Below are 14899 nucleotides of genomic sequence, written 5' to 3' on the forward strand. Positions count from 1 at the left end.
AATGATGGATTTCCCCTTCCTAAAGCTGTTGGACAATCCAACCTTGTTTGCGGGACTGCTCATGGTTGCATGATTATTCAGATTGCTTGCTTGTGCTCCAGCCAGTAGAAAACAGCAAGATAAGGACCTTAAGGAGGAGAAGGAAAGAGTAGGGAAGATGCCTGAAAGCCGGATTAAAGGCGGAAAACCTGATGTCGTATCTTTTGCTTACAAAAATAAGCCCTGAAAACAAGAAAAAATCTATGTGTTTACCCGCATTTCGCCCTGTTTGTCAGGTTTTGAATGCGCTCAAAAACGGTATCCCCGGCGCCCCAAAACAGTGGCAAAACCAGTAAGGAAACCGGTCAAAATCAGTTTTTTTTTAGATTTTCATCGAATTATTCGGTTTTATTCGTAAAAGACTTGACGACTTCGCAAAACATGCCCATAATTCGATTTTCGCTTCGGGTGGGATGTCCGAGTGGTTAAAGGAGGCAGACTGTAAATCTGTTGGCCCTGCGCCTACGTTGGTTCGAATCCAACTCCCACCACCAGCACTTTTCTAAAGTCAGCCAGCAAGGCGGCTTTAGGAGAGGGTGAAGAAAAGTCTGCGGGTGTAGCTCAATGGTAGAGCAGAAGCCTTCCAAGCTTAAGACGAGGGTTCGATCCCCTTCACCCGCTCCAGGTTTAAAATCTTTGGCCATTCTGGGCTGAAGTTGAATGCCCATGTGGCTCAGTGGTAGAGCACTCCCTTGGTAAGGGAGAGGTCACGCGTTCGATCCGCGTCATGGGCACCACATCTCTCTTCTCTCTATCGTTCTATCCCTTCAGGAGTCTGCCATGGCTAAAGGCAAGTTTGAACGGACTAAACCGCACGTCAACGTCGGTACTATCGGTCACGTTGACCACGGTAAAACCACTCTGACCGCTGCAATCTGCACGGTTCTGTCCAAGGCATACGGCGGCGAAGCACGCGATTACTCGCAGATCGACAACGCCCCTGAAGAAAAAGCACGTGGTATCACCATCAGCACCTCGCACGTTGAGTACGAGACGCCTAACCGTCACTACGCACACGTTGACTGCCCCGGCCACGCTGACTACGTCAAGAACATGATTACGGGTGCTGCCCAGATGGACGGCGCGATCTTGGTTTGCTCGGCCGCTGACGGTCCAATGCCCCAGACTCGCGAGCACATTCTGCTGAGCCGTCAGGTTGGCGTTCCTTACATCATCGTGTTCCTGAACAAGGCCGACATGGTTGATGACGAAGAGCTGATCGAACTGGTTGAAATGGAAGTTCGCGAGCTGTTGTCCAAGTACGACTTCCCAGGCGACGACACCCCGATCATCAAGGGTTCGGCCAAACTGGCTCTGGAAGGCGACGAAGGCCCATTGGGCAGCCAAGCCGTTCTGGCTCTGGCCGATGCGCTGGACAACTACATTCCTACGCCAGAGCGTGCCGTTGACGGTACTTTCTTGATGCCTGTTGAAGACGTGTTCTCGATCTCCGGCCGTGGTACGGTTGTGACCGGTCGTATTGAGCGCGGCATCATCAAAGTCGGCGAAGAAATCGAAATCGTGGGTATCAAAGACACGGTCAAGACCATTTGTACCGGCGTTGAAATGTTCCGCAAACTGCTGGACCAAGGCGAAGCTGGCGATAACGTTGGTTTGCTGCTGCGCGGTACCAAGCGTGAAGACGTGGAACGTGGTCAGGTTCTGGCCAAGCCCGGTTCGATCAAGCCACACACGGACTTTGACGCCGAGGTGTACATTCTGTCCAAAGAAGAAGGTGGTCGTCACACGCCTTTCTTCAAGGGCTACCGTCCTCAGTTCTACTTCCGTACAACTGACGTGACCGGCACCATCGAGCTGCCAGAAGACAAAGAAATGGTTCTGCCAGGCGACAACATTTCGATGAAAGTGTCCCTGATCGCTCCTATCGCCATGGAAGAAGGTCTGCGCTTCGCTATTCGCGAAGGCGGCCGTACCGTTGGCGCTGGCGTGGTGGCAAAAATCATCAAGTAAAAAAAAGAGTAGTAATTTTAGGCGAAAGAGGTTAATATCCTCTTTTGCCTAAAAGCCAAACATAGCATTTAGCGCGCTATGGTTTGTCGCGGTATAGGGGTATAGCTCAATTGGCAGAGCGTCGGTCTCCAAAACCGAAGGTTGAGGGTTCGATTCCTTCTGCCCCTGCCACCACAGTCACTCGCCACCACCTCGCGTGGCGTCACTCGTCGGAATATGTCGAATACCAACGTAGAAACCGTTAACCGAGGTTCCGAGCGCATCAAGCTGGGCCTAGCGGTCCTAGTCGTCGCCGCCGGTATTGTTGGCTATTCCGTTCTGGATGGTCAAAATTCACTGGTTCGCGCTGGGGTATTTGTTGCCAGCTTAATCGTCGCCGTATTAATCGTCTGGTTTAGCGATACAGGCCGTCGCCTGGTCGCTTTTTCTCGTGATGCTTATACGGAAGTGCGTCGCGTTCACTGGCCATCCCGTAAAGAAGCAACACAAATGACAGGTATTGTCTTTGTGTTTGTTGCCGTTATGGCCATCTTGTTGTGGCTGATTGACAAAGGGCTCGGCTGGATCATTTATGGCCTGTTGCTGGGCTGGAAATAAAGGGCACACATGAGCAAACGCTGGTATGTGGTTCACGTTTATTCCGGCATGGAAAAAAGCGTGCACAAAGCTCTGGTGGAGCGCATTGAACGCGCTGAACTCCAAGAAGCGTTTGGTCGCATTCTGGTTCCATCGGAAGAAGTCGTTGAAGTAAAAAACGGCAAGAAATCAATTACAGAGCGACGTATTTACCCCGGTTACGTTTTGGTCGAGATGGCTTTGACTGACGAAACCTGGCATTTGGTAAAAAGTACGCCGCGCGTCACCGGCTTTTTGGGCGGTTCCGGTAACCGTCCCGCTCCCATCTCCGAGCGCGAAGTGGAAAAAATCCTGTCGCAAATGGAAGAGGGCGTTGAAAAGCCACGGCACAAAGTGTTGTTTGAAGTGGGTGAACTGGTGCGCGTCAAGGACGGCCCGTTCGCAGACTTCAACGGTAACGTCGAAGAAGTTAACTACGAGAAAAACAAGGTTCGTGTCACCGTTACTATTTTCGGCCGCGCTACCCCTGTTGAACTCGATTTCGATCAAGTCGAAAAGACCTGATTAATTACAACCCCCGGGAAGCCTGGCGCAGTCTGTGTCAGGCGTCATCACCCGCAAGGAGCTAAGCATGGCGAAGAAAATCGTCGGCTTTATCAAGCTGCAAGTCCCAGCTGGTAAGGCAAACCCATCCCCTCCAATCGGTCCAGCGCTGGGTCAGCGCGGTCTGAACATCATGGAATTCTGCAAGGCGTTCAACGCCCAGACACAGGGTCTGGAACCCGGTCTGCCAATTCCTGTGGTGATCACCGCTTTTGCTGACAAGAGCTTCACGTTCATCATGAAGACTCCTCCAGCAACCATCCTGATCAAAAAGGCTGCTGGTATCAAATCCGGTTCTGCACGTCCTAACGCGGACAAAGTCGGTACACTGACTCGCGCTCAGGCTGAAGAAATCGCCAAGACCAAACAACCCGACCTGACCGCCGCCGATCTGGACGCCGCTGTGCGTACCATCGCTGGTAGCGCTCGCAGCATGGGCATCAACGTTGAAGGGGTGGTGTAAGTCATGGCTAAAGTAAGCAAACGCGCAGCCGCTATTGCTGCCAAGATCGACCGCAACAAGTTCTACCCTGTGGCCGAAGCTTTGGCCCTGGTGAAAGACACTGCCACTGCCAAGTTCGACGAATCCATCGATATCGCCGTTCAGCTGGGCATCGATCCCCGTAAGTCCGACCAACTGGTCCGTGGCTCGGTGGTTCTGCCTGCTGGTACCGGTAAATCCGTGCGTGTTGCCGTTTTCGCTCAAGGCGAAAAAGCCGACGCCGCTCGCGAAGCAGGTGCTGACATCGTTGGTCTGGACGATCTGGCTGAGCAAATCAAAGCCGGTCAAATGGACTTTGACGTTGTGATCGCTTCGCCCGACACCATGCGTGTTGTCGGTACCCTGGGTCAGGTTCTGGGTCCTCGTGGCCTGATGCCAAACCCCAAGGTCGGTACTGTGACTCCTGACGTTGCTACGGCTGTTAAAAACGCCAAGGCTGGTCAAGTTCAATACCGTACCGATAAGGCCGGTATCATTCACAGCACCATTGGTCGCGCTTCGTTCGACGTTGAACAGCTGCAAACCAACCTGGTCGCCCTGGTTGACGCCTTGAACAAGGCTCGTCCAGCTGCTGCCAAGGGTGTTTACCTGCGCAAGGTTGCCGTGTCCTCCACCATGGGTGGCGGTGCACGTGTTGAAATTGCATCTCTGACTGTTTAATCAACAGTTAGAAAAAAGAACTTTGGGCTGCGATCCTGTTTACAGGATCACTGCTGTCAAAGACCGTTGGAGCAGTTGGGCTGACTAGTCACCTAAATGCTTAATCGGGGCAAAACGCTCCATCCAACGTAGACGGCGCCCGTGGAAGAATTCGTAATAGAACTCGTCCAGGTGCGCCGCATTCGGTTGATGTTGGGAAGCCTTCCCGACATCGTTTGAAGGAGTGTTCAACCGTGAGTCTCAATCGTGAAGAGAAAGCGGTAGTCATCGAAGAAGTCACTGCCGAACTGGCAAAGGCCCAATCGATCATTATCGCCGAGTACCGTGGTCTGGACGTCGCTTCTGCTACCGTATTGCGCAAAAAAGCGCGTGAGTCTGGCGTCTACCTGCGTGTTATGAAAAACACGCTGGTTCGTCGTTCGTTGGAAGGTACCTCGTTTGACGGTATCTCCAGCCAGCTCGTGGGTCCTCTGATGTACGCCATCAGTGAAGATCCCGTGGCTGCGGCGAAAGTCGTTGCAGATTTTGCCAAGACCAATGACAAATTGGTCATTATGGGCGGTGCGCTGCCCAATAGCGTTCTGAATGCTGATGGTGTTAAGGCTCTGGCCACAATGCCCTCGCGCGACGAACTGCTGGCGAAACTGCTGGGCACCATGCAAGCACCTATCGCTACTTTTGTGCGTACGCTTAACGAAGTTCCCACCAAGTTTGTTCGCGGCCTGGCGGCTGTGCGCGATCAGAAAGAAGCTGCGTAAGCAGTTTTCCTTCAGGAAACTTCGTCGTTGCGAACGACAACCAAACCTGGCATTTACCTAATATCTGGAGTTCTTAAAAATGGCTACTAAAGCTGAAATCCTTGACGCCATCGGCGCAATGTCCGTGCTCGAACTGTCCGAGCTGATCAAAGAAATGGAAGAAAAATTCGGTGTGTCGGCTGCTGCCGCCGCTGTTGCTGTTGCAGCTCCTGCTGCTGGTGGCGCTGCTGCTGCCGCTGAAGAGCAAACCGAATTCACCGTGTTCCTGGCTGACGTTGGCGCAAACAAAGTTAGCGTCATTAAAGTCGTGCGCGAAATCACCGGTCTGGGCCTGAAAGAAGCCAAAGATCTGGTTGACGGTGCTCCTAAGGCTGTTAAAGAAGGCCTGTCCAAAGCTGATGCTGAAGACGCTCAGAAGAAGCTGGAAGAAGCTGGCGCCAAGATCGAGCTCAAGTAAGAGTATCGATAGATGCCCGGGAATGCGTTTCAAGCCTTCCCGGGCTTTTGCGTTTCCAGAAAACCCACGATTTTTAATTAGTATTGTAGAAAGTCGGGTTTTTTAGAGTCGTAAACCAGGGCCGTGGTTGACGGTCCGTGTAACCCTTGAGTCGGAGTGCTCATGCCTTATTCGTACACCGAAAAAAAGCGCATACGCAAGAGCTTCGCCAAACGTGAAGACGTACAGCAGGTTCCTTACCTGTTGGCTACCCAGCTGCATTCTTTCAGAACCTTCTTGCAGAAGGACACGCTGCCTTCTCAGCGTAAGGTTGAAGGCTTGCAGGAAGCTTTCAGTTCCATATTTCCAATAGTAAGCCATAACCAAATGGCGCGGCTAGAGTTCGTGAGCTATACGCTCGGCGAGCCGGTGTTCGACGTCAAAGAGTGTCAACTTCGTGGTTTGACCTATGCCTCCCCCTTGCGGGCGAAGGTTCGTCTGGTCCTCATGGACCGCGAGGTGAGCAAGCCTACCGTCAAGGAAGTAAAAGAGCAAGAAGTCTACATGGGCGAAATGCCCCTGATGACCGATAACGGCTCTTTTGTGATTAACGGTACCGAACGAGTCATCGTTTCCCAGCTGCACCGTTCGCCCGGCGTGTTCTTTGAACACGACCGCGGTAAAACGCACAGCTCGGGCAAGTTGCTGTTCTCGGCGCGCGTGATTCCTTACCGTGGTTCCTGGCTGGACTTCGAGTTCGATCCTAAGGACATTCTGTTCTTCCGTATCGACCGTCGTCGCAAGATGCCTGTGACTATCTTGCTGAAGGCCATTGGCCTGACGCCAGAGCAGATCCTGGCCCACTTCTTCGAGTTCGACCACATCGAACTGCACCAGGAAGGTGGCAAGCTGCAATTCGTTCCAGAACACTGGAAGGGCGAGGTTGCCCGTTTCGACATTACCGACCGCGACGGTCGCGTACTGGTTGAAAAGGACAAGCGTATCAATGCCAAGCATTTGCGCGACCTGCAAGCAGCCAAGATCGAATACATCTCCATCCCGGAAGATTTCCTTCTGGGTCGTGTGCTGGCCAAGAACATCATCAACGCCGAAACCGGCGAAGTGATTGCCAACGCCAACGACGAAATCACCGAATCCATTCTGGCCGAAATGCGCGCAGCCAATGTGCGTGATTTCGAGACCCTGTACATCAATGAACTGGACCAGGGCGGCTTTATCTCCCTGACCCTGCGCACCGATGAAACAGCGGATTCCAATGCTGCCCGTATCGCGATCTATCGCATGATGCGTCCCGGCGAGCCACCAACCGAAGAAGCGGTTGAGGCCCTGTTCAACCGTCTGTTCTACAGCGAAGAGTCCTACGACTTGTCGCGCGTAGGTCGCATGAAGGTCAACAGCCGTCTGGGCCGTGGTGACAGCATCGAAGGTCCCATGACCCTGACCGACGAAGACATTCTGGACACCATTCAGGTGCTGGTGAGTCTGCGTAACGGCCGCGGTCAGATCGACGATATCGATCACCTGGGTAACCGTCGTGTTCGTTGCGTAGGCGAATTGGCCGAAAACCAATTCCGCGCCGGTCTGGTGCGTGTGGAACGTGCTGTCAAGGAACGTCTGGGCCAGGCCGAGACCGAAAACCTGATGCCGCACGATCTGATCAACTCCAAGCCCATCTCTGCGGCTGTTAAAGAGTTCTTCGGTTCCAGCCAGCTGTCGCAGTTTATGGACCAAACCAACCCGCTGTCCGAAATCACGCACAAGCGTCGTGTTTCGGCACTGGGCCCTGGTGGTCTGACGCGTGAACGTGCAGGCTTTGAGGTGCGCGACGTGCACCCAACCCACTACGGTCGCGTGTGCCCGATTGAAACGCCTGAAGGTCCAAACATTGGTCTGATCAACTCCATGGCGCTGTACGCTCGTCTGAACGAGTACGGTTTCCTGGAAACGCCTTACCGCAAGATTGTTGACGGCAAGGTCAGTGAACAGATCGATTACCTGTCGGCTATTGAAGAAAGCAATTACGTCATCGCTCAGGCTAACGCCGAATTGACCGAAGACGGTGCCTTTGCGAACGATCTGGTTGCTTGCCGTGAAGCGGGCGAAACCATGATGACTGCGCCCGAGAACATCCATTACATGGACGTGGCTCCTTCGCAGATCGTGTCTGTGGCTGCTTCGCTGATTCCGTTCCTGGAACACGATGACGCCAACCGAGCACTGATGGGCGCCAACATGCAGCGCCAGGCGGTTCCTTGCCTGCGCCCTGAGAAGCCTTTGGTCGGTACCGGTATTGAACGTACTGTTGCTGTTGACTCGGGTACGACCGTACAAGCCCGTCGTGGCGGTGTGGTGGTAGACGTTGACGCACAGCGCGTGGTTATTCGCGTGCACGATGACGAGAACGTGGCTGGCGAGGTCGGTGTAGATATCTACAACATGACCAAGTACACCCGTTCCAACCAGAACACCAATATCAACCAGCGTCCTATCGTCAAACGTGGCGATATCGTGGCTCGTGGTGACGTGCTGGCTGACGGTGCATCGACTGACCTGGGCGAATTGGCTCTGGGTCAGAACATGCTGATCGCCTTTATGCCTTGGAACGGCTACAACTTCGAGGACTCGATTCTGATCTCCGAGAAGGTTGTGGCGGACGATCGCTACACGTCGGTTCATATCGAAGAGCTGACGGTGGTTGCCCGTGACACGAAGCTGGGACCTGAGGATATCACCCGCGATATCAGCAACCTGTCCGAAATTCAGCTGAACCGTCTGGACGATTCCGGCATTGTGTACATCGGCGCCGAAGTGCGTGCCGACGACGTGCTGGTCGGTAAAGTGACACCCAAGGGTGAAACTCAGCTGACACCGGAAGAAAAACTGCTGCGCGCCATTTTTGGTGAGAAAGCCTCTGACGTTAAAGACACCTCCCTGCGCGTGCCTTCGGGCATGGTCGGTACGGTGATCGACGTTCAAGTCTTTACCCGTGAAGGTATCGAGCGTGACAAGCGCGCCCAGTCCATCATTGATGATGAACTGCGTCGCTACCGCCAGGACCTGAACGATCAGTTGCAAATCGTTGAAGACGACGCCTTTGACCGTGCCTTGAAGTTCCTGGTCGGCAAAACCGTCAACGGTGGTCCACGCAAGCTGCCCAAGGGCACCGAGCTGACCGCTGACTACCTGAACGATCTGGATCGCTGGCAGTGGTTCGACATTCGTCTGGCTGATGAGCAACACGCACTGGTGCTGGAGCACACCAAGGAATCCTTGGAGCAAAAGCGTCACCAGTTCGATCTGGCTTTTGAAGAAAAGCGCAAGAAGCTCACCCAAGGCGACGAGCTGCCTCCTGGCGTGCTGAAGATGGTCAAGGTTTACCTGGCTGTTAAGCGTCGTCTGCAGCCTGGTGACAAGATGGCTGGTCGTCACGGTAACAAGGGTGTGGTTTCCCGCATCGTTCCCGTGGAAGACATGCCGCACATGGCTGACGGTACCCCTGTGGACATCGTTCTGAACCCGCTGGGCGTGCCTTCGCGGATGAACGTGGGTCAGGTTCTGGAAGTTCACCTGGGTTGGGCTGCCAAGGGTATTGGCCACCGCATCAACGACATGATGCAAGAGGAAAAGAACGTGCAGGTTTCCGAACTGCGCGCGTTCCTGGACAAGGTTTACAACACGACCGGCAAGAAAACTCGTATCAACGAGTTGACTGACGACGAAGTGATGAACCTGGCCACCAACTTGCAAAAAGGTCTGCCATTGGCTACCCCCGTGTTCGATGGGGCAACCGAGCAGGAAATTGACAAGATGCTGCGTCTGGCCTATCCGGACGATATCGCTGAGAACTTGCAACTGGCACCGCATCGCACCCAGGTTCGCCTGTTTGACGGTCGTACCGGCGAAGCCTTTGAGCGTATGGTCACTGTAGGCTACATGCACTACCTGAAGCTGCATCACTTGGTCGATGACAAGATGCACGCTCGTTCCACCGGCCCATACTCGCTGGTTACTCAGCAGCCGCTGGGTGGTAAGGCACAGTTCGGTGGTCAGCGTTTCGGGGAGATGGAAGTCTGGGCGCTGGAAGCGTATGGCGCCGCCTATACCCTGCAGGAAATGCTCACGGTTAAATCCGACGACATCGCCGGCCGTACCAAGGTCTACGAGAACATTGTCAAGGGTGACCACGTGATCGACGCCGGTATGCCGGAGTCCTTTAACGTTCTGGTCAAGGAAATCCGTTCCTTGTCCCTGGACATGGATTTGGAGCGTAAATAATGAAAGCGCTACTCGATCTCTTTAAACAAGTCACTCAGGACGAGCAGTTCGATGCCATCAAGATCGGCATCGCCTCGCCCGAGAAAATCCGGTCCTGGTCTTTCGGTGAAGTCCGCAAGCCAGAGACCATCAACTATCGTACGTTCAAACCCGAACGCGATGGTCTGTTTTGCGCCAAGATTTTTGGTCCCATCAAGGACTACGAATGCTTGTGTGGCAAATACAAGCGCCTGAAACATCGTGGCGTCATCTGCGAGAAGTGTGGTGTTGAAGTCACCGTCTCCAAGGTGCGTCGCGAGCGCATGGGTCACATTGAACTGGCCTGCCCGGTTGCTCACATCTGGTTCCTGAAGAGCCTGCCATCCCGTCTGGGCATGGTGCTGGACATGACCCTGCGTGACATCGAGCGCGTACTGTACTTTGAAGCCTGGTGCGTGATCGAACCTGGTATGACCCCGCTCAAGCGCGGTCAGATCATGTCCGATGACGATTTCCTGGCCAAGACCGAAGAATACGGTGATGACTTCCACGCCCTGATGGGCGCGGAAGCGGTGCGCGAATTGCTGCGTACGATCGACATCGATCGCGAAGTCGAGCGCCTGCGCGCCGAACTGAAAGCCACTGGCTCGGATGCCAAGATCAAGAAGATCTCCAAGCGTCTGAAAGTACTGGAAGGCTTCCAGAAATCCGGCATCAAGGCAGACTGGATGATCATGGAAGTGCTGCCCGTGCTGCCACCGGACTTGCGTCCGCTGGTGCCACTGGACGGCGGCCGCTTTGCGACTTCCGACCTGAACGATCTGTACCGCCGCGTGATCAACCGTAATAACCGTTTGAAGCGTCTGCTGGAACTGAAGGCTCCGGACATCATCTTGCGCAACGAAAAACGTATGCTGCAAGAGTCCGTGGACTCCTTGCTGGATAACGGTCGTCGCGGTAAAGCCATGACCGGCGCCAACAAGCGTCAACTGAAGTCCTTGGCCGACATGATCAAGGGCAAGAGCGGTCGTTTCCGTCAGAACCTGCTGGGCAAGCGCGTGGACTACTCTGGTCGTTCCGTGATTGTGGTGGGTCCTCAGTTGAAGCTGCACCAGTGTGGTCTGCCCAAGCTGATGGCGCTGGAACTGTTCAAGCCCTTCATCTTCAACCGTCTGGAATTGATGGGTCTGGCTACGACCATCAAGGCGGCCAAGAAGTTGGTGGAAAGCCAGGAACCGGTGGTGTGGGACATCCTCGAAGAGGTGATCCGCGAGCATCCGGTCATGCTGAACCGTGCACCGACGCTGCACCGTTTGGGTATTCAGGCTTTTGAACCGGTCCTGATCGAAGGTAAAGCGATTCAGCTGCACCCCTTGGTGTGTGCCGCCTTTAACGCTGACTTTGACGGTGACCAGATGGCCGTTCACGTGCCGCTGTCGCTGGAAGCCCAGCTGGAAGCGCGCACCCTGATGCTGGCCTCGAACAACGTGCTGTTCCCCGCCAACGGCGAACCATCCATCGTTCCTTCCCAGGATATCGTGTTGGGTCTGTACTATGCGACCCGCGAACTGGTAAATGGCAAGGGCGAAGGTCTGTTCATGGCCGATGTGGCCGAAGTCCAGCGCGCCTACGACAACAAGGAAGTCGAGCTGCAAACTCGTCTGACCGTCCGTATCGAAGAATTCGAGAAGGGCGAAGACGGTGAGTGGGTCAAGACCATCAAGCGTTACGAAACGACGGCTGGCCGTGCCTTGTTGTCCGAAATTCTGCCCAAGGGCATGCCTTTCACCGCACTGAACCGTGCGTTGAAAAAGAAAGAAATTTCGCGTCTGATCAACCAGTCCTTCCGTCGCTGTGGCCTGCGTGCCACCGTGATTTTTGCGGACAAATTGATGCAGTCCGGTTTCCGTCTGGCAACACGTGGTGGTATTTCCATCGCCATGAACGACATGGTTGTGCCTGCCGTCAAGGAAAGCATCCTGGCCCAGGCAAGCAATGAAGTTAAAGAAATCGACAAGCAGTACTCCTCCGGTCTGGTGACGGCTCAGGAACGCTACAACAACGTGGTGGACATCTGGGGCAAAGCCGGTGACCGCGTGGGTAAGGCCATGATGGAGCAACTGGCTTCCGAGCCAGTGACCAACCGTTTTGGTGAAGAAGTACGCCAAGAGTCCTTCAACTCCATCTACATGATGGCGGACTCCGGTGCTCGTGGTTCGGCTGCACAGATTCGTCAGCTGGCTGGTATGCGTGGTCTGATGGCCAAGCCAGATGGCTCCATTATTGAAACGCCTATTACCGCGAACTTCCGTGAAGGTCTGAACGTACTGCAGTACTTTATTTCGACTCACGGTGCTCGTAAGGGTCTGGCTGATACGGCCTTGAAGACGGCTAACTCCGGTTACCTGACTCGTCGTCTGGTCGACGTGACTCAAGATCTGGTCATTACCGAAGACGATTGCGGTACCAAGGGCGGCTACACCATGAAAGCCATCCTGGATGGTGGTGAGGTTATCGAGCCCCTGCGCGATCTGATTCTGGGTCGTGTGGCCTCGACCGACATCGTCAACCCTGACAACCAGGAACTGGTTATCCCCGCCGGCACCTTGCTGAACGAGGATCTGGTCGAGTTGATCGACAACCTGGGCATTGATGAAGTCAAGATCCGTACTCCGCTGACTTGCGAAACCCGTCATGGCTTGTGCGCAAGCTGCTACGGTCGTGATCTGGGCCGCGGTACGCTGGTCAATCGTGGTGAAGCTATCGGTGTTATCGCGGCTCAGTCCATCGGTGAACCGGGTACCCAGTTGACCATGCGTACGTTCCACATTGGTGGTGCCGCTTCGCGTGCTGCACTGGCAAGTTCGGTTGAAACCAAGACGGCAGGTACGGTCGGTTTTGAAATCGGTCTGCGTTATGTGACCAACGCCAAGGGCGAACGTGTTGCGATCTCCCGTTCCGGCGAAATTGTCATTTTTGACGACAATCGTCGCGAGCGCGAACGTCACAAAGTGCCTTACGGTGCCACCATTACGGTCGGTGATGGTGATGCGATCAAGGCTGGCCAGCGTCTGGCAAGCTGGGATCCGCTGACCCGTCCTATCGTGTCCGAGTACACCGGTACGGTTCGCTTCGAGAATATCGAAGAGGGCGTAACCGTGGCTCGTCAGGTGGACGAAGTGACCGGCCTGTCGACTCTGGTTGTGATCACACCCAAGACACGTGGTGGCAAGATCACCATGCGTCCTCAGATCAAGCTGCTGAACGAACAGGGTCAGGAGATCAAGATCGCGGGTACCGATCACATGGTCAATATCTCCTTCCCAGTGGGCGCCCTGATTACCGTTCGTGACGGTCAGCAAGTGTCCGTGGGTGAGATTCTGGCGCGTATTCCTCAGGAATCGCAAAAGACTCGGGATATTACTGGTGGTCTGCCACGTGTGGCCGAACTGTTCGAAGCTCGTTCGCCCAAGGATGCCGGTCTGTTGGCCGAAGTCACGGGTACGGTTTCCTTCGGTAAAGACACCAAGGGCAAACAGCGTCTGGTCATTACTGACCTGGACGGCGTCAGCCACGAATTCCTGATTCCGAAGGAAAAACAGGTTCTGGCTCACGACGGTCAAGTGGTGAACAAGGGCGAGATGATTGTGGACGGCCCGGCCGATCCGCACGACATCCTGCGCTTGAAGGGTATCGAGAAACTGGCCAACTACATTGTTAACGAAGTGCAGGACGTTTACCGTCTGCAAGGTGTGAAGATCAACGACAAGCACATTGAAGTGATTGTTCGTCAGATGCTGCGCCGCGTGAACATTGTGGATGCCGGTGATACCAGCTTCATCACGGGTGAACAGGTTGAACGCTCCGAACTGCTGAACGAGAACGATCGCGTCCTGGCTGAAAACGGTATTCCTGCTACGTACGAAAACGTGCTGCTGGGTATTACCAAGGCCTCGCTGTCGACCGACTCCTTCATCTCGGCGGCTTCCTTCCAGGAAACCACCCGCGTGTTGACCGAAGCGGCCATCATGGGCAAAACCGACGATCTGCGTGGTCTGAAAGAAAACGTGATCGTGGGCCGTCTGATTCCTGCTGGTACCGGTATGGCTTTCCATGCTGCCCGCAAGGAAAAAGAAGCCTTTGAAGTGGCAGAGCGCAAAGCAGCCCGTGAACTGGAAAACCCGTTCGCAGCGGCTCCTGAGCCTTCGGAAGACCCCGTCTTTGTGTCGGGTGCCTCTGAGTCCGAGCAGGCGCAACCTGAAGCCCCAGAGGGCGATCAGGAATAAGCTAAATCGTGTGGTTCCCCATCCTGTTTATTCAGGGTGGGCCGATACCTTCAGGTATTCGGATAAAACCAGATGATCCAGGCGACAAAAAACCCCACATGGCTATGCCACGTGGGGTTTTTTTATGGCCGTCTGGCGGCTACAAGCGGATGCGTTTAGCTACCCAGCTTGATTTCGCCAGTCATGATGCTCCAGTGACCTGGGAAGGAGCAAAAGAAGGCGTAGTCTTCGCCGGCTTTCAGCTTGGATACATCAAAGGTCACGGAGGTGCTTTCGCCACCACCGATCACGTCAGTGTGGGCGATAACGCGCTCGTCACCGGCTTTAACGTAGTTGTTGTCCAGACCGGCTTTCATGCCATCGGTAGCAACTGCGCTTTCATCGGATTTTTTCGAGATCACGACGTTGTGGCCCATGGCTGCTTTGGGCAACTTGCCGGTGTGTTTCAGATTAATCGTGAATTCCTTGCATGTCTTGTCAACAACGATGCTCTTGGTGTTGAACTGCATGGAGTCATTGCCTTCGATGGTAACGTCGCAAGCAGCAAAAGCAGGCACGCTGGCCAATCCAAGAACGGCTGTGAAAGCAAGTTTGGCAAACATTCTAATAACTCCTTGAAAACTGACAAAAAAAGGAACGGGACACGGGGGTGTTGTTCCGGTCTTACAGCATAGACTGTAGCGCACTAAAGGTGCTTAACAAAACATAGACCCGGACTATTTTAACGGCTTATAGCGCCCCGTCCGAACCCGCGAATGATTTGTTTTCTCATCGTTTGATGTGGCTCTAACAG

The 14899-nt window shown here is 54.3% G+C and carries 10 protein-coding genes and 4 tRNA genes; 13 read left to right on the top strand and 1 reads right to left on the bottom strand.

The genetic code is table 11. The features are described from left to right. The first annotated feature begins 446 nt into the window (after positions 1–446). From AC6I6N_RS14340 to rpoC, 13 genes are all read left to right on the top strand, one after another. Positions 447–533: transfer RNA gene (locus AC6I6N_RS14340), tRNA-Tyr, on the top strand. A gap of 56 nt (positions 534–589) precedes the next feature. Next, a tRNA-Gly gene (locus AC6I6N_RS14345) sits at positions 590–663 on the top strand. A gap of 38 nt (positions 664–701) precedes the next feature. Beyond that, a tRNA-Thr gene (locus AC6I6N_RS14350) sits at positions 702–776 on the top strand. 43 nt (positions 777–819) lie between these two features. After that, complete coding sequence (tuf, locus tag AC6I6N_RS14355) at positions 820–2010, top strand: elongation factor Tu (RefSeq protein WP_094198179.1); 1191 nt, start codon at positions 820–822, stop codon at positions 2008–2010. Between the two features lie 95 nt (positions 2011–2105). Then, positions 2106–2181 (top strand) — tRNA-Trp (locus AC6I6N_RS14360). A gap of 45 nt (positions 2182–2226) precedes the next feature. Continuing rightward, a complete protein-coding gene (secE, locus tag AC6I6N_RS14365) occupies positions 2227–2607 on the top strand; it encodes a preprotein translocase subunit SecE (RefSeq protein ID WP_094198191.1) in 381 nt (126 codons plus the stop codon). Positions 2608–2616: 9 nt separating this feature from the next. Continuing rightward, positions 2617–3150: a transcription termination/antitermination protein NusG gene (gene nusG, locus AC6I6N_RS14370; RefSeq protein WP_003800839.1), complete on the top strand. Its 534-nt coding sequence runs from the start codon at positions 2617–2619 to the stop codon at positions 3148–3150. Between the two features lie 67 nt (positions 3151–3217). Next, positions 3218–3652, top strand: coding sequence for a 50S ribosomal protein L11 (gene rplK, locus AC6I6N_RS14375; protein ID WP_003800842.1), 435 nt, complete (start codon positions 3218–3220; stop codon positions 3650–3652). Between the two features lie 3 nt (positions 3653–3655). Further along, positions 3656–4351: a 50S ribosomal protein L1 gene (rplA, locus tag AC6I6N_RS14380; RefSeq protein ID WP_094198190.1), complete on the top strand. Its 696-nt coding sequence runs from the start codon at positions 3656–3658 to the stop codon at positions 4349–4351. Positions 4352–4584: 233 nt separating this feature from the next. Continuing rightward, entirely contained in the window at positions 4585–5109 is a 525-nt protein-coding gene (gene rplJ / locus AC6I6N_RS14385) for a 50S ribosomal protein L10 (RefSeq protein ID WP_094198189.1), read from the top strand. 79 nt (positions 5110–5188) lie between these two features. Further along, entirely contained in the window at positions 5189–5566 is a 378-nt protein-coding gene (gene rplL, locus AC6I6N_RS14390; protein ID WP_003800851.1) for a 50S ribosomal protein L7/L12, read from the top strand. 162 nt (positions 5567–5728) lie between these two features. Next, positions 5729–9841: a DNA-directed RNA polymerase subunit beta gene (gene rpoB, locus AC6I6N_RS14395; RefSeq protein WP_094198188.1), complete on the top strand. Its 4113-nt coding sequence runs from the start codon at positions 5729–5731 to the stop codon at positions 9839–9841. Further along, on the top strand, positions 9841–14106 hold the full coding sequence (rpoC, locus tag AC6I6N_RS14400) for a DNA-directed RNA polymerase subunit beta' (RefSeq protein WP_094198187.1): 4266 nt from the start codon (positions 9841–9843) through the stop codon (positions 14104–14106). The genes rpoB and rpoC overlap by 1 nt, the downstream gene beginning before the upstream one ends. 155 nt (positions 14107–14261) lie before the next feature. On the opposite strand, the gene azu is transcribed toward rpoC, so the two are convergent. After that, the gene (gene azu, locus AC6I6N_RS14405) at positions 14262–14708 is read right to left on the bottom strand and encodes an azurin (protein ID WP_094198186.1); all 447 of its coding nucleotides are present in this window, start codon (positions 14706–14708) and stop codon (positions 14262–14264) included. Positions 14709–14899 lie beyond the last annotated feature (191 nt).

The organism is Alcaligenes sp. LTN-3, assembly GCF_059735605.1.